The sequence below is a fragment of the Rhizobium sp. Pop5 genome (genome assembly GCF_024721175.1).
In the GTDB taxonomy this organism is placed as follows: domain Bacteria; phylum Pseudomonadota; class Alphaproteobacteria; order Rhizobiales; family Rhizobiaceae; genus Rhizobium.
This window is the reverse complement of record NZ_CP099399.1, coordinates 1,053,893-1,076,641: the sequence shown is the minus strand read 5'-3', so window position 1 is coordinate 1,076,641 and position 22,749 is coordinate 1,053,893. Positions and strand designations below refer to the sequence as shown.

The 22,749-nt window shown below is 61.1% G+C and carries 20 protein-coding genes; 14 read left to right on the top strand and 6 right to left on the bottom strand.

Annotated elements, in window-relative coordinates:
• Window positions 1-2 precede the first annotated feature (2 nt).
• Entirely contained in the window at window positions 3-692 is a 690-nt protein-coding gene (locus tag NE852_RS07445; RefSeq protein WP_037170572.1) for a glutathione S-transferase family protein, read from the bottom strand.
• Window positions 693-829: 137 nt separating this feature from the next.
• Here NE852_RS07445 and NE852_RS07440 point away from each other — a divergent pair, with 137 nt between their 5' ends.
• From NE852_RS07440 to NE852_RS07410, 7 genes are all read left to right on the top strand, one after another.
• Complete coding sequence (locus tag NE852_RS07440) at window positions 830-1,339, top strand: DinB family protein (protein ID WP_008522291.1); 510 nt, start codon at window positions 830-832, stop codon at window positions 1,337-1,339.
• Window positions 1,340-1,545: 206 nt separating this feature from the next.
• Window positions 1,546-2,595, top strand: coding sequence for a GGDEF domain-containing protein (locus tag NE852_RS07435; protein WP_008522292.1), 1,050 nt, complete (start codon window positions 1,546-1,548; stop codon window positions 2,593-2,595).
• Between the two features lie 78 nt (window positions 2,596-2,673).
• On the top strand, window positions 2,674-4,557 hold the full coding sequence (locus tag NE852_RS07430) for an ABC-F family ATP-binding cassette domain-containing protein (RefSeq protein ID WP_258156354.1): 1,884 nt from the start codon (window positions 2,674-2,676) through the stop codon (window positions 4,555-4,557).
• Window positions 4,558-4,683: 126 nt separating this feature from the next.
• Window positions 4,684-5,532: a polysaccharide deacetylase family protein gene (locus tag NE852_RS07425; protein WP_008522304.1), complete on the top strand. Its 849-nt coding sequence runs from the start codon at window positions 4,684-4,686 to the stop codon at window positions 5,530-5,532.
• Window positions 5,533-5,599: 67 nt separating this feature from the next.
• The gene (locus NE852_RS07420; protein WP_008522306.1) at window positions 5,600-7,642 is read left to right on the top strand and encodes a prolyl oligopeptidase family serine peptidase; all 2,043 of its coding nucleotides are present in this window, start codon (window positions 5,600-5,602) and stop codon (window positions 7,640-7,642) included.
• Between the two features lie 101 nt (window positions 7,643-7,743).
• Window positions 7,744-8,670: a Gfo/Idh/MocA family protein gene (locus NE852_RS07415; RefSeq protein WP_258156353.1), complete on the top strand. Its 927-nt coding sequence runs from the start codon at window positions 7,744-7,746 to the stop codon at window positions 8,668-8,670.
• Between the two features lie 74 nt (window positions 8,671-8,744).
• The gene (locus NE852_RS07410) at window positions 8,745-9,296 is read left to right on the top strand and encodes a GrpB family protein (protein ID WP_008522310.1); all 552 of its coding nucleotides are present in this window, start codon (window positions 8,745-8,747) and stop codon (window positions 9,294-9,296) included.
• 9 nt (window positions 9,297-9,305) lie between these two features.
• Here the strand turns inward: NE852_RS07410 and NE852_RS07405 are convergent, their stop codons facing one another.
• Together NE852_RS07405 and NE852_RS07400 are read right to left on the bottom strand one after the other, a co-directional pair.
• Window positions 9,306-9,755: a DNA polymerase III subunit chi gene (locus tag NE852_RS07405; RefSeq protein WP_008522312.1), complete on the bottom strand. Its 450-nt coding sequence runs from the start codon at window positions 9,753-9,755 to the stop codon at window positions 9,306-9,308.
• A complete protein-coding gene (locus tag NE852_RS07400) occupies window positions 9,755-11,245 on the bottom strand; it encodes a leucyl aminopeptidase (protein WP_008522314.1) in 1,491 nt (496 codons plus the stop codon). Before NE852_RS07400 ends, NE852_RS07405 begins: the two co-directional genes overlap by 1 nt.
• 145 nt (window positions 11,246-11,390) lie before the next feature.
• Between NE852_RS07400 and NE852_RS07395 the strand changes: the two genes are divergently transcribed.
• From NE852_RS07395 to rsmA, 7 genes are all read left to right on the top strand, one after another.
• Entirely contained in the window at window positions 11,391-12,164 is a 774-nt protein-coding gene (locus tag NE852_RS07395) for a phosphatase PAP2 family protein (protein ID WP_008522316.1), read from the top strand.
• 99 nt (window positions 12,165-12,263) lie between these two features.
• The gene (gene lptF, locus NE852_RS07390) at window positions 12,264-13,445 is read left to right on the top strand and encodes an LPS export ABC transporter permease LptF (RefSeq protein ID WP_008522318.1); all 1,182 of its coding nucleotides are present in this window, start codon (window positions 12,264-12,266) and stop codon (window positions 13,443-13,445) included.
• Window positions 13,442-14,530: an LPS export ABC transporter permease LptG gene (lptG, locus tag NE852_RS07385; RefSeq protein WP_008522320.1), complete on the top strand. Its 1,089-nt coding sequence runs from the start codon at window positions 13,442-13,444 to the stop codon at window positions 14,528-14,530. The genes lptF and lptG overlap by 4 nt, the downstream gene beginning before the upstream one ends.
• Window positions 14,530-16,857: an LPS-assembly protein LptD gene (locus NE852_RS07380; protein ID WP_008522322.1), complete on the top strand. Its 2,328-nt coding sequence runs from the start codon at window positions 14,530-14,532 to the stop codon at window positions 16,855-16,857. Before lptG ends, NE852_RS07380 begins: the two co-directional genes overlap by 1 nt.
• A 177-nt stretch (window positions 16,858-17,034) precedes the next feature.
• Entirely contained in the window at window positions 17,035-17,979 is a 945-nt protein-coding gene (locus NE852_RS07375) for a peptidylprolyl isomerase (RefSeq protein WP_258156352.1), read from the top strand.
• Window positions 17,980-17,985: 6 nt separating this feature from the next.
• Window positions 17,986-19,014: a 4-hydroxythreonine-4-phosphate dehydrogenase PdxA gene (gene pdxA, locus NE852_RS07370; protein ID WP_258156351.1), complete on the top strand. Its 1,029-nt coding sequence runs from the start codon at window positions 17,986-17,988 to the stop codon at window positions 19,012-19,014.
• Window positions 19,014-19,841, top strand: a complete 828-nt coding sequence (gene rsmA / locus NE852_RS07365; protein ID WP_008522337.1) for a 16S rRNA (adenine(1518)-N(6)/adenine(1519)-N(6))-dimethyltransferase RsmA — start codon at window positions 19,014-19,016, stop codon at window positions 19,839-19,841. Before pdxA ends, rsmA begins: the two co-directional genes overlap by 1 nt.
• 100 nt (window positions 19,842-19,941) lie before the next feature.
• Here rsmA and gmk read toward each other — a convergent pair whose 3' ends face one another.
• The 3 genes from gmk to mltG are packed head-to-tail and all read right to left on the bottom strand — an operon-like array spanning window position 19,942 to window position 22,731.
• Window positions 19,942-20,604, bottom strand: coding sequence for a guanylate kinase (gmk, locus tag NE852_RS07360; RefSeq protein ID WP_008522339.1), 663 nt, complete (start codon window positions 20,602-20,604; stop codon window positions 19,942-19,944).
• Between the two features lie 3 nt (window positions 20,605-20,607).
• Entirely contained in the window at window positions 20,608-21,495 is an 888-nt protein-coding gene (locus NE852_RS07355; protein ID WP_008522341.1) for a YicC/YloC family endoribonuclease, read from the bottom strand.
• 18 nt (window positions 21,496-21,513) lie between these two features.
• Window positions 21,514-22,731 carry an endolytic transglycosylase MltG gene (mltG, locus tag NE852_RS07350; protein ID WP_008522342.1) on the bottom strand — a complete coding sequence of 406 codons (1,218 nt, stop codon included), beginning with the start codon at window positions 22,729-22,731 and terminating at the stop codon, window positions 21,514-21,516.
• Window positions 22,732-22,749: the final 18 nt, after the last annotated feature.

Below are 22,749 nucleotides of genomic sequence, written 5' to 3'. Positions count from 1 at the left end.
TTTCACGCCGCTGTCACAGTCCGGCCGCGGCTTTGGTGAAGATCGAGGCAGCGTTCGAACCAGGCGATGACGGGATCGTCGGCAGCCAGCATGGCGAGGCCCGCGGACACCCGCAGCCACTGCAGCGCGCCGAAGACGATGTAGTCGGCAAAGAGCGGTGTCTGCCCGCCGATGAAGGGCTGAAACTTCAGCATATGCCGGAGCGGCTTCAGCTTGGCGCCGAAGGCAGCCTTCTCCGCCTCGCTGTCGGCGGCAAAGACCTCCAGCGGCTTGCCGAGGCGGATCTCACGGCTTTCGCGGAAGTAAGCCTTGTCTCCCTCGTCGAGGATCGCATGGACGTCGAGAAGGGCGATCCGCATGATCGCCGGGTGGATGATCATCTGCGAATAACCTTCCACCATGCGCGACAGCGCCTTGCCGCCCTCGCCGTTGAACAATGACTGCCGCTCGGGATAGGCCTCCTCCAGATAGAGGGCGATCGCGAAACTGTCGGAGATCAGCCGGCCATTGTCGTCGAGGACGGGCACGGTCGGGGAGACGCCGCCGCCGATCGCTCGGATGCGGGCGTAGGTGGTCGGAATCTCCTCGAAATCGAGTCCCTTATGCGCCAGCGCCATCACGGCCTTCCAGCAATGCGGTGAAAAGAAGCGCCGCTCGTCTGCGCCGCATAGGGAATAGAGGGCTCTGGTCATGACAGTCCTTTCGAGATCGAAGCTTCATCCATTCCACGACAGAAACTGCAGGCGATCAAATCAGGAAATTTCATGGGCACATCACTGCGATTTGCGGGGAACTCGGGCTAGAATGGAGCGACGACAAGGGGGACCGGATGCTCAGACATTACAGGATGTTCGCAGCCTATAACCGCTGGGCCAACGCCCGGGTCTATGCGGCCGCTGCCGAACTCAGCGACGCGGAATTCCGCAGCGACCATGGCGCCTTCTTCGGCTCGCTGCATCGCACGCTCAATCATCTGCTCGTCGCCGACCGCATATGGATGAAGCGCTTCACCGGTACCGGCGAAGCGCCGGCGACGCTCGATGCCGTTCTCTATGAAGAGTTGGATATGCTTGCCGCGGCGCGCAGAACCGAGGACGAGCGTATCATCGCCTGGACGGGCCTGCTCGACGAGACAACCCTTGCCGGAAACTTCACCTACGTGGCGGTGACACAGCCGATCGAGATCACCCAGCCGCTGTCAGGCGCGCTCGCGCATCTCTTCAACCATCAGACCCACCATCGCGGCCAGTGCCATATGACGCTGACGGCGCTCGGCAAGCCGAGCCTCCAGCTGGATCTCATCTACTTCCTGCGCAGCGAGGGCCGCGAGTGGATGTGAGGCCAGTTCTAAACTAAAAAATGGAGCATGATGCCGTCCGAAAACCGCTCACACTTCGGCATCATGTTCTGGCCATCAAGACGGCATTAACCGCCTTTGCCGGTTCTCCCGCCGATCCAGCGTTTTGCGTTGAAAATTCAGCGTCTTTTAAAGGCTTGCGGTCATAGCGGAATATGAGAGATGAGATCGGGCCGCGAGGGATCGTCATGCCGAATGCAAGCGCAAACGCACTGGTACCGAACGAGGCCGCACGCCGGGCTGCGATGACGGATATCCAGAAGATCGCCCAGCACATGGCGCGGTTGAACGTTGCCGCACTGCCACGCAACTACGAACTCTTCCACGAAGCAATCATCGGGCTCAATCCGGGCCTTGCCCAGGATATCGCCGCGCTTGGACCTCAGCCGCAACAGGCGATGCTCGACGAACTCGGGCTGAAATACCGCCTCGTCGGCCATTGTGGACTGGCGGGTGAGACATCAAGGAACGAGGCGAGCCGGATGTTGCGCGATGTTGCGGAGAGACTTGCTGAAGGTCTCAAGCACAAGAACGCCTTTGCACGCGCCTGCGGCACGATCCTGAAATCCGTCTCCGGACATGAAGACCAGAGCCTTGCCGCCTTCATCAGTGAGGTCGATTATCTCACGGCTTCGCTCGCAACCGTCCTTTCGGCGGAGATGGAAATCAGCGCTAAACTGCAGGAAGACATCAAGACGCTGGAAACGCTGGAGCGCGGTTTTTCGGCCATGCAAGCGGCTGGTGTCACCGACAAGCTCACCGGACTTCCGAACCGCATCGCGCTGAACCAGACGGTGGCCGATCTCTACGAGCGCGAAGAAGGTGCGGCCGGCAGCGCGCTGATCATGGTCGATATCGACAATTTCACCGAACTCAACGGCAAATACGGTACACAGGCCGGCAACAAACTCCTGAAGAAACTCGCCGGTCTCTTCCGCAAATGCATCAAGAAGAACGACTTCGTTGCCCGTACCGAGGGCGACGAATTCGCGCTGTTGTTTTCCAACGTCGGCATGCAGGATGCGATTGCGATCGCCGAGCGCCTGCGCGCGTCCGTCGAGGACAATCTGGTCTTTGCGACTTCGGACGGTGCCGATCCCGGCAGGTTGACTATTTCGGCCGGCGTGGCGCTCAGCGCCGACGCGGCAACACCGGGACAATTGCAGGCCAACGCCCGCGTGGCGCTTCTCGCCGCTCAGTCCAATCCTCGCCAGCCGGTGCAGGCTTTCGGCCGCTGAGCCCCAGACGAGCTTGGCCTACCGCGGGACAAGCATGCGCTCTTGCCTTGGCCGGCGCTTTCGGCCAAAACGCCGGCCATGATCACGATTACCGACATCTCCGCCCGCATCGCCGGGCGCCTGCTTCTCGACTATGCCAGCGTCTCGCTGCCTTCGGGCACGAAGGCGGGGCTCGTCGGGCGCAACGGCGCCGGTAAGTCGACGCTGTTTCGCGTCATAACAGGCGATCTCAGCGCGGAGAGCGGATCGGTGTCGATCCCGAAGGGCGCGCGCATCGGCCAGGTGGCACAGGAAGCGCCGGGGACCGAGGATTCCCTGATCGAGATCGTGCTTGCTGCGGACAAGGAGCGCGCTGCGCTGCTCTCCGAAGCAGAAACCGCAAGCGATCCGCACCGCATCGCCGAAATCCAGATGCGCCTCGTCGATATCGACGCACATTCGGCCGAAGCACGCGCGGCAAGCATTCTCGCCGGCCTCGGCTTTGACCAGGCGGCGCAAGCCCGCCCCGCCTCCTCCTTCTCGGGCGGCTGGCGCATGCGCGTCGCCCTTGCTGCCGTGTTGTTTGCCGAACCAGACCTGCTTCTGCTCGACGAGCCGACCAACTATCTCGACCTCGAAGGCACGATGTGGCTGGAGGATTATATCCGCCGCTATCCGCATACGGTCATCATCATCAGCCACGACCGCGATCTGTTGAACAACGCGGTCAATTCCATCGTCCATCTCGACCAGAAGAAGCTCACCTTCTACCGCGGCAATTACGACCAGTTCGAGCGGCAGAAGGCTGAAGCCGACGAGCTGCAGACGAAGGCCAAGGCGAAGAACGAGGCGGCGCGCAAACATCTGCAGAGCTTCATCGATCGCTTCAAGGCCAAGGCTTCCAAGGCAAGGCAGGCTCAGTCCCGCGTCAAGGCACTGGAGCGCATGGGAACGGTCGCGGCTGTCATCGAGGACCACGTGCAGCCGATCACCTTCCCCGAGCCGGAGAAGCAGCCGGCCTCGCCGATCGTCGTAATCCAGGGCGGCGCCGTCGGCTATCAGCCCGGCAAGCCGATCCTGAAGAACCTCAGCCTGCGCATCGACAATGACGACCGCATCGCCCTGCTCGGCTCGAACGGCAACGGCAAGTCGACCTTCGCCAAATTCATTTCCGGCCGGCTTGCGCCGGAGAGCGGTGAGGTCAAGCTCGCTCCGGGCCTGAAGATCGGCTTTTTCGCCCAGCACCAGCTCGACGACCTCATTCCCGAACAGTCGGCGGTGGAGCATGTGCGCCGGCTGATGCCCGCCGAGCCGGAGGCCAAGGTGCGTGCCCGCGTCGCGCAGATGGGGCTGGCGACCGAGAAGATGGCAACGGCCGCCAAGGATCTTTCCGGCGGCGAAAAGGCCCGCCTGCTGATGGGGCTCGCCGCCTTCCATGCGCCGAACCTGCTCATCCTCGACGAACCGACCAACCATCTCGACATCGACAGCCGCAGGGCGCTGATCGAGGCGCTGAACGATTACGACGGCGCCGTCATTCTGATCTCGCACGATCGCCATCTGATCGAGGCGACGGTCGACCGCCTCTGGCTCGTCAACGGCGGCACCGTCACCACCTTCGAAGGCGACATGAACGAATATCGCGACCTGATCGTCAGCTCCGGCAGAAAGAAAGACGAGAAGCCGCAAGCCGCCGACGACACGACCTCGAAGGCCGACCAGCGCAAGCTCAATGCGGAAAAACGCGCTTCGCTGACGCCGCTCAGGAAAAAGATCAATGAAATCGAATCCTTGACGGCAAAGCTGGAGAAACAGATTCAGGTGCTTGATACGGAACTTGCAGATCCGGTTCTCTATGAAAAGACGCCAGCCAAGGCGGCGGAGAAGGCAAAGCAGCGCGGCGAGGCCGCGGCAAAACTCGCCGCCGCCGAGGAAGATTGGCTGATGCTGTCGGCCGAATACGAAGAAGCAATGGCAGGATAGCCACACACATCGAGGAAACGCGGCGAACAGCCATTTTTCGGCGCAATTCCTGCCAATCTCAACCGATCGTTAACCATAATTCGAAAGGTTGCCTCAACATTCATTACTGATTTGTTGAGCCCTTTCATGCACCGTTTCCTCGTTCTGTCCTGCATCGCCCTGACGGCCGCCCTCACCGCCTGCAGCACGACCAGACAAGCTCCTGACACATCGATCAAGACATCCTCGGTGATTGCGCCTGAAGGACGCAAGCCAGCCGACAAGAGCGATGGCGATGCCGCAGCGCCGCTTCTTGCCGGACCGCATCACCTGGCCGGACGGACGCTGGAGGTCTCCTCGCTCGCCGATATCAAACTGAGTGACAAGGAAGTGATTCTGAGCTTCGACGACGGCCCGATCCCCGGCCGGACGGACAAGGTGCTGGCGATCCTCGACCAGTTCGGCGTCAAGGGCGCCTTCATGATGGTCGGCCAGATGGCCGAGTTGCACCCGGCGCTCGCCCGCAAGGTGGCGATGGACGGCAACGCTATCGGAAGCCACACGTACCGGCACGCCAACCTGAGTGCGCTGAGCTTCGACGCAGCGATGGCCGAGGTGACGAAGGGCGAAATGGCGGTGACCAGAGCGGCCGGAACGGATGTCGCCTTCTTCCGCTTCCCCTATCTTGCCGATAGCCACAGACTGCGCGCCGCAATCGCCATGCGCGACATGGTGGTCATGGATGTCGACATCGACAGCAAGGACTATTTCACCACGACGCCGTCCTCCGTGACGCAGCGGACCATGAACCTGCTGCACAAGCGCGGCCGCGGCATCATCCTGATGCACGACATCCACAAGCGCACCGCAACGATGCTGCCGACGCTGCTTTCGAAACTCGAAGGCGAAGGCTACAAGGTCGTGACGCTGAAATTCAGGAAGACGCAGGCTCCGAGCAATCTCGTCGCCTCGGCCGATTTCGTGACGACCCGCTAAAGGCGGGTTGCCAAGCCCGGGATGGCTGCCTACCTGTGTCACATCAACGAAGCCAGGCAGGTCGGACATGAATCTTCATCTCGAAACGGACGATGATCCTCGCACCCGTCGGTTCATCGACGAACGCAACGCGCTCTCCGATACGGCCCTCAGAACTCCCGAGTTCATCGTGGATCGCGATGCGATTAAGGCGCTGATCGAGCGGCAGGACAGACTTATCGTCCCGGCGCGCCGGGGCGGTTGGCTGTTCGATTTCCGTCAGACCGCGGACAACCCGCTCGGCGTCTGGTTCCGTCTGCCGGCCGGGCAGAACCCCTTGCCGGATGCGGATTGGGAGCCGGTGTTCGATCTCGACGCCTTCTGCGCAAGTGAAGGCAAGCGCTGGAGCTGGCGTGGAGTTGTAACTTGCGCCTGGGAACCGACGCGGGTGCTGCTCAGCCTTTCGGATGGCGGCTCGGACCTTGTCCGCCTGCTCGAATTCGACGCTGAGAGCAAGCAGATCGTGGAGGGCGGCTTCGACCTGCCCGCCGTACGATCGCACGCCAATTGGCTGAGCCGCGACGAGATCTGCTATTTCGGCTCAATCGATCGTTTCTCGGCGACCCGTTCAGGCTGGCCGCGCGTCGGGCGTCGATTGAAGCGCGGCCAGCGGCCGGAAGATGCCGACATCATTTTTGAAGCCGCGGACGAGGACGTTTACGGCTTCAATCTGATCATCGATCCAGCCCTATTCGGGGCTTCGTCGCCTGCCGGTCTGATCAGCATTTTCGGCGCCGCCCATGAGATCGGCGTTGCGAGCGCGTTCCTCATCGCAGATGACGGAACCCGGCGGCGCATCGACCTTCCCGAAGAGGCCGATTTTCAGTTCAATCACAACCATTGCCTTTGGCGTGCAAAGACCGACGAGCGCGTTCCCACAGGCAGCCTCGTGCTGCAACGCTTCGACCCCACCTCCGAGACGCCGTTGCTCAAGCCGGAGCGGATCCTGTTTCAGCCTGCCGAGGGCCAGTCCGTCTCGCAGATGATGCTGATGCGTGAGTGGTGCGTCTTCATCATCTCCGATCGGCTGCGGCCGCGCCTCTTTGTTTTAGACCTGACCATACCCGATGCCGAACAGCGCGAGATCGCCCTGCCCGCCGACATGCAGACGGTTCATGTCAGGACGGTCCATGCGGATCTGCACCTTGGCGACGATACGCTCTACGTGATTGGTCAGGGCTTCCTGCAGCCTCCGGCCTGCTACCGTCTCGAGCTATCGGATCGCAGCAGAGAGGCCGGGCCGATTTTCGTCACGGTAGCGCCGAGCTATTTCGATGCGACCGGCATGTCTTCCGAACTGCTGGAGGCTGTTTCCGAGGACGGGACGAAGGTCCCCTACCGGCTGGTCCTGCCGAAAGACTGGACCAAGGGCGCGCTGCCGGTACTGCTTTACGGCTATGGCGGCTTCGATGTCTCGCTGTCGCCGAACTATTCCGGCGTGACGGGACGCTGGCTCGAACAAGGCGGCGCCTATGTGCAAGCCTATATTCGCGGCGGCGGCGAATTCGGCCCCGACTGGTACCGCAGCGCCAAGCGGCAGGGACGAGACAAGGCCTTTGCCGATTTCGTCGCCATCGCCCGCGATCTCGTCGCCCGGGGCTACACCGTACCGTCACGGATCGCTTGCCAGGGCGGCAGCAATGGCGGCCTGCTGACCGGCGTGATGCTGACGCGCTATCCGCAGGATTTCGGCGCCGTCTGGTGCCAGGTCCCAGTGCTCGACATGATCCGTTTCCACCTGTTCAGCGCCGGGCAAGCCTGGATGGACGAATATGGCGACCCTGATATGCCGGAGGACCGGGACTTCATGCTCGGCTATTCGCCGCTTCACAATGTCAGGCCTGCGACCGACGTTACCTACCCGCCGGTCTATATCGAAAGCTCCGCAAATGACGACCGCGTGCATCCCTCGCATGCGCGCCGCTTTGCCGCGCGGCTGGAAGAGGCGGGACACCGGCCGCTCTTCCATGAATTCGGCTCGGGCGGACACGGCGGCGACGGAAATTCCGAAGAGCGCGCCGCCCGCGCGGCGATGGGTTACAGCTTCCTTCGCCAGACCATCATGCGGTAGAATGAAATAGAATTGGAGGAGGAGAGCTTGTCGGCGCGCCTCTTTCTGCTACAAACAGGCTCAATAAATCATACTTTTCAAACAGGCTCGAGCGAAACACCATGTCCCCTATCAACCTCGCCATCGTCGGCGTCGGCAAGATCGTCCGCGACCAGCACCTTCCCTCCATCGCCAAGAACGCGGATTTCGAGCTCGTCGCAACGGCAAGCCGCCACGGCACGGTCGAAGGCATCAAGAGCTATACGACGATCGACGCCATGCTGGATGCCGAACCCTCGATCGATGCTGTTTCGCTCTGCATGCCGCCGCAATATCGCTACGAGGCGGCCTATAAGGCGCTCGTCGCCGGCAAGCACGTTTTCCTGGAAAAGCCGCCCGGCGCGACGCTCAGCGAAGTTGCCGATCTCGAGGCGCTTGCGGCAAAGCAGGGCGCATCGCTTTTTGCCAGCTGGCATTCGCGCTATGCGCCGGCTGTCGAAGCGGCCAAGGCGTTTCTGGCCTCGACGACGATCAACAGCGTGCACGTGATCTGGAAGGAAGATGTCCGCCACTGGCATCCGAACCAAGAATGGATCTGGCAGGCCGGCGGCCTCGGCGTTTTCGATCCCGGCATCAACGCGCTGTCGATCGTCACTCATATTCTGCCGCGGCCGGCCTTCATCACGCAGGCCGTGCTCGAATTTCCTGAGAATCGCGATGCGCCGATCGCTGCCGACATTCACTTCCGCGATGCCGGCGGACTGCCGGTTCATGCCGAATTCGACTGGCGCCAGACCGGCAAGCAGAGCTGGGATATCGTTGCGGAAACGGCAGCCGGCCAGATGGTCCTTGCCGAAGGTGGCGCCAAGCTTTCCGTCAACGGCACGCTGACATTCGCCGAGCCGGAGCAGGAATATCCCTCGCTCTATCGCCGCTTCGCCGAGATCATCAAGGCCGGCAAATCGGATGTCGACCTCGCGCCGCTGCGCCACGTCGCCGACGCCTTCATGCTCGGCAAGCGGAAATTCGTCGAGGCATTTCACGATTGATCGGCCCTTGCCGGCAGATGCCTCCGCTCCAGCTAAATGCTAAAGTCGTGGTCCAACACTTGAAGGCCGCCTCCATGCAGCAGGAGCAGGATGAATCGTTTGGATTGGGTGTCCGGCATCTGACGGTCAGGCTTTCTGACCCCAACGGGAAATGGCGCGAGGCCTATCTGCTGGAGGAGACCAGGATACGCCAAGCGCTTGGCCCTCTGGCGCTCGATATCCAGCATTTCGGCAGCACCGCCATTCCAGGCATCAAGGCAAAGCCGATCATCGACATCCTGGTCGGCGTTCGGCGGTTCGAGGATGGGCTTGCCTGCATCGGGCCGATGGAAACGATCGGCTATGACTATGCCGGTGCGGATATCGTGCCAGACGACCACCTCTTCGGCCGGGGCATCGTGGGCGAGACGCGAACACATCTTGCCCATGTGGTCGAATTTCAGGGCTTCAACTGGAGGCGGAACATTTTCTTCCGCGACAGGCTGCAGAACGACCCGGCCCTGGCCTTCGCCTACGAAGAACTAAAAATCGACCTTGCGCAGAAATTTGCCGAGAGCCGCGCGGCCTATACCGGCGCAAAGAAGGATTTCATCGACAAGGTTCTGGCCGAGGCCGGTTTGGCCTGACGATCGACGTCAGGCCTTCTTCTCCCATCGCCCTTCCGGTGTCTGCTGCCAGTAGGTGAGGTTATGCCCCTCGCCTTTCAGCCTCTTCCAATGGGCACGGGCGGCCTCCAATTGCTCCTGATCGTGACCGTCGAACATGAAGACGATGCGCTCATAGGCGGCAACCGGCGGCGGCTCGGCGCCGTCGACAATGAAACGCACGGTCGCCGCATTGGCATTATCAGGCGTTACCGTCAAAAGCACCGGTTGGCTCTCGGCAAAATCACTTTCGTCGGTGCCGTGCGGCAGGAAACTCTCTTCGCGGAAGGTCCACAGATGTTGATCGAGCGCATCGCGCCGCGCAGGCTCCCGCGTCTGGACGGCGACGCGCCAGCCGCGCTCGACGCTTTTGTCGATGAGCGGCGGGAGCGCGTCTTCCAGCTTCGTTTCGGTCAAATGATAGAAAAGAACGTCCGTCATCAGGATTCGTAGTGGGCGCGAACGAGCTCGTCGAGCAGGCGTACGCCGAAGCCGGAGCCCCAGGACTGGTTGATCTCGTCCTGCGGCGAGCCCATCGCCGTGCCGGCGATATCGAGATGCGCCCAGGGCGTGTCCTGCACGAAGCGCTTGAGGAAATGCGCCGCCGTGATCGAGCCGGCCTGCCGGCCGCCAGTATTCTTCATGTCGGCGAACTTGCTGTCGATCAGCTTGTCGTAGTCCTTGCCGAGCGGCATGCGCCAGAGCTTCTCGTTTGTGGAAAGGCCGGCTGCCGTCAGTTGGGCGGAGAGTTGGTCATCGTTGGAAAACAGGCCGGCATGCACGTTTCCGAGGGCCACGACGATCGCGCCGGTCAGCGTGGCGAGATTGATCATGAACTGCGGCTTGAAACGGTCGTTGCAGTACCACAGCGCATCGCAGAGCACGAGGCGGCCTTCGGCATCGGTATTGATCACCTCGATCGTCTGGCCGGACATCGAGGTGACGATATCGCCAGGACGCTGGGCGTTGCCATCGGGCATGTTTTCGACCAGGCCAATGATGCCGACGGCGTTGACGGCCGCCTTGCGCGAGGCGAGCACATGCATGAGGCCGGTAACGGCTGCAGCACCGCCCATGTCGCCCTTCATATCTTCCATGCCGGCCGCCGGCTTGATCGAGATGCCGCCGGTATCGAAGACGACGCCCTTGCCGATGAAGGCGATGGGGCGATCCTTGCCCTTGGCTCCCTTCCACTGCATGACCGCAAGCCGCGGCGGGCGCACGGAACCCTGGGCGACGCCGAGAAGGGCGCCCATGCCGAGACGGCGCATCTCCCGCTCCGTCAGGATTTCCACTTCGACGCCGAGCTTTTCCAGATCATTCGCCTTTGAGGCGAACTCGACGGGACCGAGCACGTTCGGCGGCTCATTGACGAGATCACGGGCAAGATTGACGCCGTCGGCGATCGCTTCGGACTCGGAAAACGCCTTCCTGGCGCTGCCTGGATCGGCGGTGACGATCGTCACCTTGACCGACTTCGCCGGCTTCTCCTCGTCGTCGCCCTTCTTCGTCTTGTAAGTATCGAAGCTATAGGCGCGCAGCAGCATGCCGAGAGCGAAATCGGCGGCTACTCGCGCACCCGTCTCAAGTCCGGCGACGTCGATAAAGACGGCGACCTTGTCGGTATTCTTGATTTTCGATGCGGCAGCACCACCGGCCTTCAGCCAGTCGTGCCCAGTGAGTTCGGCAGCCTTGCCAAGCCCGATGACGACGATGCGCTCGACAGATGAGCCTTCCGGGGCGACGATATCGAGCGCGCTCATGGATTTCGCGGAGAACCGGCCGATCTTCGCGGCTCTGGCGACCACGCCGGCCGGGTCGACCGCTTCGACGCCCGCAGCGCTCTCGGCATCCGTCGTCTTCAACAGGATCGCCAGGCCGCCATTGAGCTTAGCCGATTTTGAGAATGAAATTTCGAACTTTGCTGACATATCTTCTCCGCAGGGATTCTTTGAAATCCGTCCCTAACGGATAATTTCGCCTTTGGCGGGTCTGTCAATGGCTTGCGACAATTGTTATGGTCGCCCGCGTCCATCAGGACCCCTCATGTTTTCGTCAGTTTCGTAGATATTCGCGTTGACAGTTTTTTCGAAAAATCGATGGCGGCACCTGGCAATCCGCCTGCCGAAAACGACTTTCGGCGCATTCATGCTGCTGTTCTGGACGTGGTGGGCCTTGCTTGTCGCATTCCGCGCCTTTCCCGGAATAGACATCTTTTTTTCCCGGCTTTTTTTCGTGGCGGCAGATTGCGACGCCGCTGCCGCCCCCGGCAGCATCTGCGGCGGATTTCCATATCGCGACTCGGCAACTTTCGACCTGTTGCGTACCGCCTTCTTTCGCCTTCCCTACATTGTGGCGATCGTCATGGCGTGGAAACTCATCGAATGCTACCAGCAGCACGGCGCGACCTTCAATGCCGAGCGCGCCCGCAAGCTCAAGGTCGCCTTGGGCACGCTGCTGATCGGGCCGGTCTTGCTCGTCAATGTCATCCTCAAGGAACACTGGGGCCGGCCGCGGCCGGTGCAGACCGACATTTTCGGCGGCGCGCTGCACTTCGCCGAGGCGGGCTCGCTTGCCGGCAAGTGCGTTTCGAACTGCTCTTTCGTCTCCGGCGAGGCGGCGAGTGCCGGCTGGCTCTTCTGCCTTCTGCTCTTCGTTCCGAAATCCCTGCGCTATGCGCTGTTCCCGCCCCTCGTCGCGATCTCGATCCTGACGCCGGCAATGCGCCTATCCTTCGGCGCACATTATCTTTCCGACGTCGTGCTCGGGTGGCTCTCCTCGCTCGTCGTCTTCGCCGCGCTGCTGGCGTTAACTGAGTCGCAACAGAGCCAAAAAAATTCTGAAATTTGAATGAATTTTTGACACCAGCTTGTCGCAAAAGCGCGACAAAGAGCGTAGAGGGATTTTCCTGCAAGCCGTTTGGGCGTGCAGGTGCTTTCAAGGGCCGGCATGAAACTACTCGAGACATACATATTGCGGCGCGTCGGCCAGATGTTTCTCGTGGCGCTCCTGCCCGTGCTGGCGATCATATGGACGACTCAGGTTCTGCAACGCATCAACCTCGTCACCGATAGCGGCCAGTCGATCGGTTCGTTCGCCAAACTGGCGACGATGATTCTGCCGTCGATCATTCCCGTCGTTCTGCCCTTTGCCCTCGTTATCGCGATCACCCAGACGCTGACGACGATGAACAATGATTCCGAGCTCACAGTCATCGACGCGGCCGGGGCACGGCGCAGCATCCTGATCCGCCCGATCCTGCTGCTTGCCGCCGGCATCAGCGTTTTTTCCTTTTTCGTCGACAACGTAGTCGAGCCGCGCGCAAAGACCGTCGTGCGCCAGATGATTGCCGAAACCTATGCCGACCTCTTATCGTCGGTGATCGAGGAGAAGACCTTCCGCAAGCTTGACGAAGGCCTCTATGTGCAGATCTCGCAGCGGATGGCCGGGCGTATGCTGAAGGGCCTGTTCGTCGCCGACGAGCGCGATCCGAACTACGAGCTGATCTATTATGCGAAGGAAGGCGCCGTCGACGACACGGGCACGACCTTGATCATGCATGACGGCGAGGTGCATCGCAAAACACCCGACGGCAACGTCTCGGTCATCAATTTCGATTCCTATTCCTTCGATCTCTCGGACATGACGGAGAATCGCGGTCAGGCGACGCTGAAAGCCAGCGACCGCGACCTGTGGTTCCTGTTCAATCCCGATCCGAACGACAAGGACTATACGATCCGACCGCAGACCTACCGAGCCGAATTGCATCGGCGGCTGACAGACTGGATCCTGCCCGTGGTCTTCGCGCTGTTTTCACTGGCGATCGCCGGCGACGCGCGTTCGCATCGCGAGGCGCGGCTGCACCCCATGGTCAGCGCGCTCGCCTATGCTTTCACTCTGCGCTGGGCGGCCTTCTACGCGGCCAACCAGATCGATACCGATCCAGAATATATAGGCGTCCTTTACGCAATTCCGATCGTCAGCAGTATCGTCTCGATCGTCTTCCTCGGCATGCACAAACGACTGGTCATGCCTTCGTTCCTCAGGGATCGCATGTCATCGTTCTGGAGACGGACGCAGGAAAGACTGCTTGCTGCCACCAGCGGGACCGACGGGGGCGCCGCCCAATGATGTTCGGGACATTGTCGCGTTATTTCTTTCGCCGCTACCTGGTGACGACGGGCTGGTTCCTGATCGGCGTATCGGCGATCGCATTCCTCCTCGATTTCAGCGAGACGGCGGGCCGCATGTCCGGCCTGCCCGGCTACACGATCGGCGGCGGCGTTCTGATGACCGCCGTGCGCCTGCCGCTGATCCTGCAGCAGACAGTACCCTTCGTCGCGCTCTTCGTCGGCATCACGGTGCTGATCGGGCTCAACCGCAAATACGAACTTGTGGTAACGCGCGCGGCCGGCGTTTCGGTGTGGCAGTTCATGTTCCCGTTCATCGTGGGCTCGCTGGTGCTCGGCGTGCTGACCATGACGGCACTCAATCCGCTTGCCGCCTGGGGGCAGCGCCAGGCGCTCCTCGTCGAATCCGACTGGCGCGGCGAAAACGCGGTTCTGCGCAAGGCGCCGCAGATTCCGTGGCTGCGCCAGATCAGCGGCCGGGACGACGTCATCATCGGCGCTCAGACGATCCAGGATAACGGGACCAAGCTGGTCGACGCCGTGCTGATCCATTTTGATTCAGGCGGCCAGGTCATTCTGAGACAGGACGCTTCCACCGCAAAATTGGAAGATGGTTACTGGCAACTTAACAACGTCGTCGAGCGCAAGCCTGGCGAAATCCCTGTGCGTAAAGCTTCGGTTCAACTTCGCACCAATCTGAAACAGGATTTCGTCCAGGAGCGGCTGACGGCGCCGGAAACAATTGGTTTCTTTGACCTTTCCAATCGCATTGCGGCGGCCAAATCCTTCGGCATTTCAACCAAGGCACTGGAGACGCAATTCAACTCCCTGTTGTCCCAGCCGTTGCTGCTGGTGGCCATGACTCTCATTGCTGCAACAGTGTCCCTAAAATTTAGCCGGTTCAACCAATCCCGCTCCGTGATTCTGGGTGGCATCCTCGCGGGCTTCATGCTTTATGTCATCACCGTGCTTGTAAAAGCATTCGGAAGCAGTGGAGTCGTGCCTCCCTTCGTGGCGACGTGGATACCGGTGGTCGTCGCGTTGGCGTTGGGCGCGACTATTCTGCTTCATCAGGAGGACGGCTAGTGGCGGCAGGCGACCGCAAGTATTTTAGTAAACAGTTGGTTGCCCTGCTTGCCGGTGCGACTCTATGTTCCTATTTCGGCAGCGTCCCGGTTTCCTACGGCCAGGTTGCTACCCCTGAACAAAATCTCGAGAAGAAGATCCCCGAAGGCGCCAAGCTTATGCTTTCCGCCAACGAACTCCTGTATAATCGTGACGCCCAGCTGGTGTCGGCGGTCGGCGGCGTGCAGATCAACTATGGCGGCTACAAGATGGTCGCGCAGAAGGTCGATTATAATCAGAAGACGGGCCGGATGATGGCCACCGGCAATATTGAGCTGGTCAGCCCCGACGGCAACCGGATCTATGCCGACAACCTTGACGTGACCGACAATTTCGCCGACGGGTTCCTGAACGCGTTGCGTATCGAGACATCAGACAATACGCGTATTGCCGCCGAAAGCGGCGAGCGCGTCGGCGGCACGCAGATGATCCTCAACAAGGGCGTCTACACGGCCTGCCTTCCCTGCGCCGAAGATCCGAAGCGCGCGCCCTTCTGGCAGGTCAAGGCCAAACGGGTGATTCAGAACGGCGTGACACACACGATTCGTCTGGAACGGGCCCGCTTCGAGCTGCTCGGTTATCCGATCGCTTTCGTGCCATTCATCGAGGTTCCCGATAACACGGTAAAGCGCAAGTCGGGCTTTCTCTTTCCGACGATGAGCCTGTCGCAGAATCTCGGCTTCGGCCTTTCGATTCCTTATTACTACGTCATCTCGCCGAGCATGGACGCGACGGTCACTGCCACCGGCTACACGGCGCAGGGCTTTCTCGTCGAAGGTGAATTCCGTCAGCGCTTCGAAAACGGCACGCATATCCTGCGCGTTGCCGGCATAGACCAGGCGAAGCCCGACAATTTCACCTCAGGCACCAGCGATGCCGAAGCCGGTCAGCGCGCCATGGTGGCCTCGAAGGCCGAGTTCCAGATCAATCCGCGCTGGACGTTCGGCTGGGACGTCATGATGCAGAGCGACAACAATTTCTCGAAAACCTACAAACTCCGGGGCCTGAGCGCCACGGATCGCACGAACCAGGTTTATCTGACAGGTCTCGGGAAGCGCAATTATTTCGACATGCGGGCGTTCTATTTCGACATCCAGGATGCCGACCGGAAGAACACCGCCGAAAAGCAGCAGGCGATTGTCTATCCCTCGCTCGACTATCACTATGTGGCGCCGCAGCCGCTTGCGGGCGGCGAACTTTCGGCTGACGTCAACCTCACGAACATTTCCCGCACCCACGACGACTTCTATACCGTCGACGGCTTCGACCGTTTCCGCGGCCTGAGGGGGCAGACCTCGCGCCTGACCGCCGAACTGCAGTGGAAGCGCACCTATGTCACGCCGACTGGCCTTGTCATCACGCCGCTTCTGGCGGCGCGCGGCGATGCCTTCGCGCTGAACATGGATAACCCTACCGGCTACACCGGCGGCTACGACGACAGCAATTCTGCGACCCGCTCGATGTTCACGGCCGGGCTGGAAATGCGTTATCCGATCCTCATGACGACGGATAACAGCACCCATATTCTCGAGCCGATCGCGCAGATCTATGCCCGTCCGGACGAGCAGCTTGCCGGCCGGCTGCCGAACGAGGATGCACAGAGCTTCGTCTTCGATGCCACCTCGCTGTTCGACCGCGACAAATTCTCGGGCTACGACCGTGTCGAAGGGGGTACCCGCGCCAATATCGGCATCCAATATACCGGTACGTTCGACAGCGGCTACAAGCTGCACGGCATCTTTGGCCAGTCCTATCAGATCGCCGGCCAGAACTCGTTCGCGACCGACGACCTCGTCAATGTCGGCGCGGATTCGGGCCTCGAAACAGCACGCTCCGACTATGTCGGCCTCGGCGGCATCGAGACACCTTTCGGCGTTTCCACGACGTACTCCTACCGCCTCGACGAGAAGGATTTCGATTTCCGTCGCGGCGACCTGACCACGGCCTACAGCAACGACACCTTCGCCACGCAGATGACTTACACCCATGTCAGTGCCCAGCCGGCATATGGCTTCAACAAAGACAACGACGAGATCCAGTCGAACAGCAGCATCAAGTTCAAGGATTACTGGTCGATCTTTGGCGGCATCGCCTGGGATTTGAACAACGACGTCATCAGCCGCCGGACGCTCGGCATCTCCTATCAGGATGAATGCACGATCTTCACGATCGCCTATACCGATACCAGGGACCCCGGCAACGAGTCGGCAAGCGACTGGACGATCGGAGCGCGGCTGACCTTCCGCACGCTCGGCGATATCAAGATCGGCACCAACACCCTCGAATGACGGACGGCGAAAGATGGTCTCAGGTCATTGTTTCGCCGTAAGCCTGTGCAGGACATTGCCGCCAGTCGATATCTGAGGCATAGGGGTTTCGCGCCATGTTGGGAGCGATTTCCGCGTGTCTCGCACTGTGGTAAGAACGCCGCGAACCCGTCTCGCGGCGCCATCGGGAGGTCAACAATGATTGACGCGAAGAAAGCCATAAGAACCTTCATCGCCGGAGCAGCGCTGAGCCTGCTGGCAGGCTTTGCCGGTCCGGCGCTTGCGGTAAGTGAAGTCAAGGCCGTGGTGAACGGTACCGCCATCACCAGCGGCGATGTCGCCAAGCGTCAGGCCTTCCTGCGCCTGCAGCACACGAAAGCGGACGCCAAGGCTGCGGAAGAGCAGTTGATCGACGAGGCGCTCAAGCGGCAGGAAATCGCTCGTGTCCGCATGTCGGTTTCGCAGCAGGACGTCGATGCCTCTTTTGCGCGCTTTTCGAACGGCAATAAACTTTCCGTCGAGCAGATGTCACAGATTCTGGATCGCGCCGGCGTCGGGGTCGACCATTTCAAGGCTTTCATCGCCGTACAGATGAGCTGGCCGCGTCTCGTCAACGCGCGCTACGGTTCGGCATCGCATATGTCGAACTACGATCTGGTCTCGCGCATGATGCAGAACAACAAAGAAAAGCCGGTGACGACGGAATATATGCTGCAGCAGATCATTTTCGTCGTTCCTGAAGCCAAGCGCGCCGCCATCACCGGCAAGCGCAAGAGCGAGGCCGAGGCATCGCGTTCGAAATTTCCGGGCTGCGATCAGGCAAAGGTTTTTGCCGCGACGATGCGCGATGTTTCTGTGCGTGATCTCGGCCGCATGCTCGCTCCCGAAATTCCTGCGGATTGGAAGCCGCTGGTCGAACAGGCCAAGGGCACCACGACCGGTACCCGCGTGACCGAAAAGGGCGTCGAATATCTGGCGATTTGCAGCCAGCGTCAGGTTTCCGACGACCAGGCGGCTGAGATGGTCTTCCGCCAGGAAGACCTCGACAAGTCCAAGGCCGACAAGAGCGGCCCGCCGGAAAACGAAAACAGCAAGAAATATCTGGATGAACTGCGCAAGAAGGCGCAGATCGCCTACCGCTGATCGACGATGGCGACACCCTTTTCGCGACCGCTTGCACTAAGTCAGGGTGATCCCGCCGGCGTCGGCCCGGATATCACCCTGATGGCTTGGCTGCGCCGGCGCGAACTCGGGTTGCCGCCATTTTTCCTGATCGGCGACCCCGAAGTATTGGCATTGAGAGCCCGCCAGCTCAATCTGGCGGTATCGATCCGCGAGACAAACAAGGCCAGTGAGGCCGCCGGCATGTTTGCCGATGCGATGCCCGTCATGCCGGTCCCGGCCGGGATCGAGGTGGTGGCCGGGGAGCCGCACGAAGCAACAGCCAAGGGTACGATTGCGGCAATCGAAAGAGCCGTCTCGCTGGTGATCGGCGGCGAGGCGCTTGCTGTTGTAACTAACCCAATTTCGAAGGCCGTGCTTTACGATGCCGGCTTCCGATTTCCCGGCCATACCGAATTTCTCGCCGATCTCGCCGCCAGGGCGACGGGCAGGCCGGTGACGCCCGTGATGATGTTGGCAGGCCCGAAGCTCAAGGCTATCCCTGTCACTATTCACATTCCGGTCCGGGACGTGCCGCAGGCGCTGACCGTGGAACTCATCATGGAAACCTGCCGGATCGCCCATCAAGACCTGAGGCAGCGCTTCGGCATAGAGGCGCCGCGGCTTGCCGTTGCCGGCCTCAACCCGCATGCCGGCGAAGGCGGAGCGATGGGCAAGGAGGATGAAGCTATGATCCGTCCGGCGATCGAGCTCTTGCGCGACGAAGGCATCGATGCGATTGGCCCCCTGCCCGCCGACACGATGTTTCATGACGAGGCGCGAGCGCGATACGACGTCGCCGTCTGCATGTATCACGATCAGGCGCTGATCCCGGCCAAGACACTCGGTTTCGACGATAGCGTCAATGTCACTCTCGGACTTCCCTTCGTGCGCACCTCGCCGGATCACGGCACCGCTTTCGGCATTGCCGGCAAGGGGTTGGCGCGCGAGCAGAGCCTCGTTGCGGCGCTGAAGCTCGCAGCCCAGCTCGGCCGCACCATGGAAAGCCGCCGCTGATGGCAGCACTTGACGGCCTGCCGCCGCTTCGCGACGTCATCCAGCGTCACGGCCTCGATGCGCGCAAAGCGCTCGGGCAGAACTTCCTGCTCGACCTCAATCTCACGCAGAAGATCGCTCGCACGGCCGGCCCACTCGAAGATGCCACGATCTTCGAGGTCGGCCCCGGTCCCGGCGGCTTGACGCGCGCAATCCTCGCGCTCGGCGCCAAGAAGGTTATCGCCATCGAGCGTGACTCGCGCTGCCTGCCGGCGCTTGCCGAAATCGCCGATCATTATCCCGGCCGGCTGGAGGTGATCGAAGGCGACGCGCTGAAAGCCGATTTCGAGACATTGGCGCCGGAAGGCCCGGTCAAGATCATTGCCAATCTGCCTTACAATGTCGGTACGCAGCTGCTGGTCAACTGGCTGCTGCCGAAAGCCTGGCCGCCATTCTGGCAATCGCTGACGCTGATGTTCCAGAAGGAAGTCGGCGAGCGTATCGTCGCTTGCGAAGATGACGACCACTATGGCCGTCTCGGGGTGCTCTGCGGTTGGCGGACGCAGGCGCGCATGGCCTTCGACGTGCCGCCGCAAGCCTTTACGCCACCGCCGAAGGTGACCTCCACGGTGGTGCATCTAACACCCCGCGAGAACCCCATCCCCTGCTCTGTCGCCAACCTGGAGAAGGTGACACAGGCCGCCTTCGGTCAGCGCCGCAAGATGCTGCGCCAGAGCCTGAAATCGCTTGGCGGAGAAAAACTGCTCGTCAGCGCCGGAATCGATCCCGCGCGTCGGGCCGAGACCTTATCGGTCGAGGAATTCTGCCTTCTCGCAAACAGTCTCTAAAACACGTCGCGCAAAAGTGTGCGACGGTTTTGCGACGACGACATGCGGAAAACAAAAGACCTGAAGCGCGGTAAGCGGCTCTAAAAGATCGCGACGCGCTTTAGAGCGACGGCGTCTCTTCCAGCAGTTCGCGGACGAAATCGAACATGCCATGGCGGCGGTCGCGGCGCAGGCGTTCGGCCTTGACGATCGACTGAACCGCGTCGAAGGCAGTGTTGAGGTCATCGTTTACGATAACATAGTCGTATTCTCGCCAGTGGGCGATCTCGGCGCGGCTGTTGGCAAGGCGCGTCTGGATGACCTCTTCGGAATCCTCGGCACGGCGATGAAGCCGCGACTGGAGTTCGGTCATGGTCGGCGGCAGCACGAAGATCGAAACTACATCGGCCGACATTTTCTCCTGCAATTGCTGGGCGCCCTGCCAATCGATATCGAAGAGCATGTCGCGGCCCTCCGCCATGGCCTGCTCGACCGGCTCGCGCGGCGTGCCGTAGAAATTGCCATGCACCTCGGCCCATTCGAGCAGCGCGTCGCTATCGCGCAGCCGCTCGAACTCGCGCACGCTCTTGAAGTGGTAGTGTACACCCTCGACTTCGCTCGGTCGGCGCTGGCGCGTCGTGACGCTGACGGAAAGACCGATATGCTTGTCGGTCTCCAGAAGCGTGCGCGCGATCGTGGACTTGCCGGCGCCTGACGGCGACGAAATAACAAGCATCAGACCGCGGCGGGCGATCTGCACGGGCGAGATTTTCGCCGGTTTCATGTCCTACTCCAAATTCTGGACCTGCTCGCGGAACTGGTCGATCACGACTTTCAATTCGATGCCGGCGGCGGTAACCGCCGAGGCATTCGACTTCGAGCAGATGGTATTCGATTCGCGGTTAAATTCCTGTGCAAGGAAGTCCAGCCGGCGGCCGGCCGGGCCACCTTTCACCAGGAGATCGCGCGCTGCGGCGATATGCGCCTTCAGGCGATCGATTTCCTCGCGCAGGTCCGCCTTGGTCGCCAGCAGCGCAGCTTCGGCGTGCAGCCTTTCGCGGTCGAGTGCGGCCATGCCGTCCATCAGCAATGCGATCTGTGCGGCAAGCCGCGCGGCGATCTCCTGTGGGGAGCGCGACGGATCGATCTCGATCGTCCGGGTCAGCCCTTCGATCGTCGTGACGTGATCGAGGAGAATGCGAACAAGCGCTGCCCCTTCCTGCTCACGCATCGCCCTCAGATCGGAAAGGGCGGCCAGCAGACCGGCGGCGATATCGGCGTCACGCGCGGCGAGCGCCTCTTCGCTATCCTCGCCCTCGCGAAATTCGACGATACCGCGCACCAGAAGCAGCGTATCGAGCTTCAGCGGCGCCGGATCGATCACGCCGCCCAGCTGCTGGCGCATGGCAAGCACGGCGGCGAGAGCCTCCTTGTTCAGCACCGCCTCGAAACGATTCTCACCGGCAGTGACGGATAGCGATGCCTGCAGGTTGCCGCGGCTGAAGCTCTCTCCGGCAAGGCGGCGGACCTCAGTCTCCATGCGTTCGAGGCCGGGCGGCAGGCGCAGGCGCAGGTCGAGGCCCTTGCCATTGACCGAGCGCAGTTCCCATGCCCAGCGCCAGCGGCCGCTCGTTCCCTCGCGCCGCGCAAAACCGGTCATGGACTGCAAAGCCATGCGAGCCTCCGAAATCTCTCAGTTGATCTTCTTTTTCTTCGGCGGCACGGTAGTGGTACCATTGTCCGCCGGCTGTTCTTCAGGTTGGCCGTCGACGGCAATGTTCGGGTCGGAGCCCTTGTCTGCCTCGAGCTTACGCCAGCGCTTGACGTTGGTATTGTGCTCTTCGAGTGTCGCAGCGAAAACATGGCCGCCGGTGCCGTCGGCGACGAAATAGAGATCCTGCGTCTTCCAGGGATTGGCGACGGCTTCCAGCGCATCCTTGCCGGGATTGGCGATCGGCGTCGGCGGCAGGCCCTTGATGACATAGGTGTTATAAGGCGTGTCCCGCTTCAGGTCGGACTGGTAGATCGGCCGGTCGGCCGGTTTGCCCTCGCCGCCGAAGAGCCCATAGATGATCGTCGGGTCCGACTGCAGGCGCATGCCCTTGCCAAGGCGATTGAGGAAAACCGAGGCGACATGGGCACGCTCATCGGCAACGCCGGTTTCTTTTTCGACGATCGAAGCAAGCGTCACGAATTCCTCTTTGGATCGCAGCGGCAGTGAAGAATCGCGCTTGTCCCAGATCTGCTCCACGAGCTTCAGCTGCGCCGCTGCCATCTGATCGATGATTTCCGAGCGCTTGGTGCCGCGCGAGAATTTATAGGTGTCCGGGCGCAGGCTGCCCTCGGCCGGGAGTGCCGCCGGCAGATCGCCTTCTAGAACCGGATCCTGCAGCATGCGGTCGAACATCTGGCGGACCGTCAGGCCCTCGGGAAAGGAAACGGAATAAAGAATGGACTTGCCCGATTTCAGGAGCTCCATGATATCGCTCATAGAGGCTTTCGCTTTGATCTCGTATTCGCCGGCCTTCAGGCTCTCACCGGCGGAAAGATGCGTTGCCGTGAGATAGCGGAAGATGCGGGCATCGCTGATGATCGCGTTGCGCTCGAGGTTCGAGGCGATTTCGGCCAGACCGGCGCCATTGCGGACGATGAAATTGGTGTTGGTCTGCAGCGGACCGGGGCTCTGATAGGTGGATGTGGCGTAATAGAAGCCGATGACGGCTACGATGCAGACCAGAACCGCCATCGTCATGATGAAATTCAGGAAAAGAACGACCTGGCTGCGGGCATTCTTGGAGCGCTTCGGTGGTTCCGGGACGCGCTCAGGACGCAGGGCTTCATTTGGCGATTTCGGGATGATCGGTCCCTTTTGCCCCTGCGCATCGTTGCTCTGGTTCGTCGTATCGCTCACCGGCAATCCTCTAAAACT

Excerpts from the sequence above, each read along its gene's own strand:
- NE852_RS07445 (WP_037170572.1), bottom strand. The coding sequence starts at position 692 with ATGACCAGAGCCCTCTATTCCCTATGCGGCGCAGACGAGCGGCGCTTC.
- NE852_RS07440 (WP_008522291.1), top strand. The coding sequence starts at position 830 with ATGCTCAGACATTACAGGATGTTCGCAGCCTATAACCGCTGGGCCAAC.
- NE852_RS07435 (WP_008522292.1), top strand. The coding sequence starts at position 1,546 with ATGCCGAATGCAAGCGCAAACGCACTGGTACCGAACGAGGCCGCACGC.
- NE852_RS07430 (WP_258156354.1), top strand. The coding sequence starts at position 2,674 with ATGATCACGATTACCGACATCTCCGCCCGCATCGCCGGGCGCCTGCTT.
- NE852_RS07425 (WP_008522304.1), top strand. The coding sequence starts at position 4,684 with ATGCACCGTTTCCTCGTTCTGTCCTGCATCGCCCTGACGGCCGCCCTC.
- NE852_RS07420 (WP_008522306.1), top strand. The coding sequence starts at position 5,600 with ATGAATCTTCATCTCGAAACGGACGATGATCCTCGCACCCGTCGGTTC.
- NE852_RS07415 (WP_258156353.1), top strand. The coding sequence starts at position 7,744 with ATGTCCCCTATCAACCTCGCCATCGTCGGCGTCGGCAAGATCGTCCGC.
- NE852_RS07410 (WP_008522310.1), top strand. The coding sequence starts at position 8,745 with ATGCAGCAGGAGCAGGATGAATCGTTTGGATTGGGTGTCCGGCATCTG.
- NE852_RS07405 (WP_008522312.1), bottom strand. The coding sequence starts at position 9,755 with ATGACGGACGTTCTTTTCTATCATTTGACCGAAACGAAGCTGGAAGAC.
- NE852_RS07400 (WP_008522314.1), bottom strand. The coding sequence starts at position 11,245 with ATGTCAGCAAAGTTCGAAATTTCATTCTCAAAATCGGCTAAGCTCAAT.
- lptF (WP_008522318.1), top strand. The coding sequence starts at position 12,264 with ATGAAACTACTCGAGACATACATATTGCGGCGCGTCGGCCAGATGTTT.
- lptG (WP_008522320.1), top strand. The coding sequence starts at position 13,442 with ATGATGTTCGGGACATTGTCGCGTTATTTCTTTCGCCGCTACCTGGTG.
- NE852_RS07375 (WP_258156352.1), top strand. The coding sequence starts at position 17,035 with ATGATTGACGCGAAGAAAGCCATAAGAACCTTCATCGCCGGAGCAGCG.
- pdxA (WP_258156351.1), top strand. The coding sequence starts at position 17,986 with ATGGCGACACCCTTTTCGCGACCGCTTGCACTAAGTCAGGGTGATCCC.
- rsmA (WP_008522337.1), top strand. The coding sequence starts at position 19,014 with ATGGCAGCACTTGACGGCCTGCCGCCGCTTCGCGACGTCATCCAGCGT.
- gmk (WP_008522339.1), bottom strand. The coding sequence starts at position 20,604 with ATGAAACCGGCGAAAATCTCGCCCGTGCAGATCGCCCGCCGCGGTCTG.
- NE852_RS07355 (WP_008522341.1), bottom strand. The coding sequence starts at position 21,495 with ATGGCTTTGCAGTCCATGACCGGTTTTGCGCGGCGCGAGGGAACGAGC.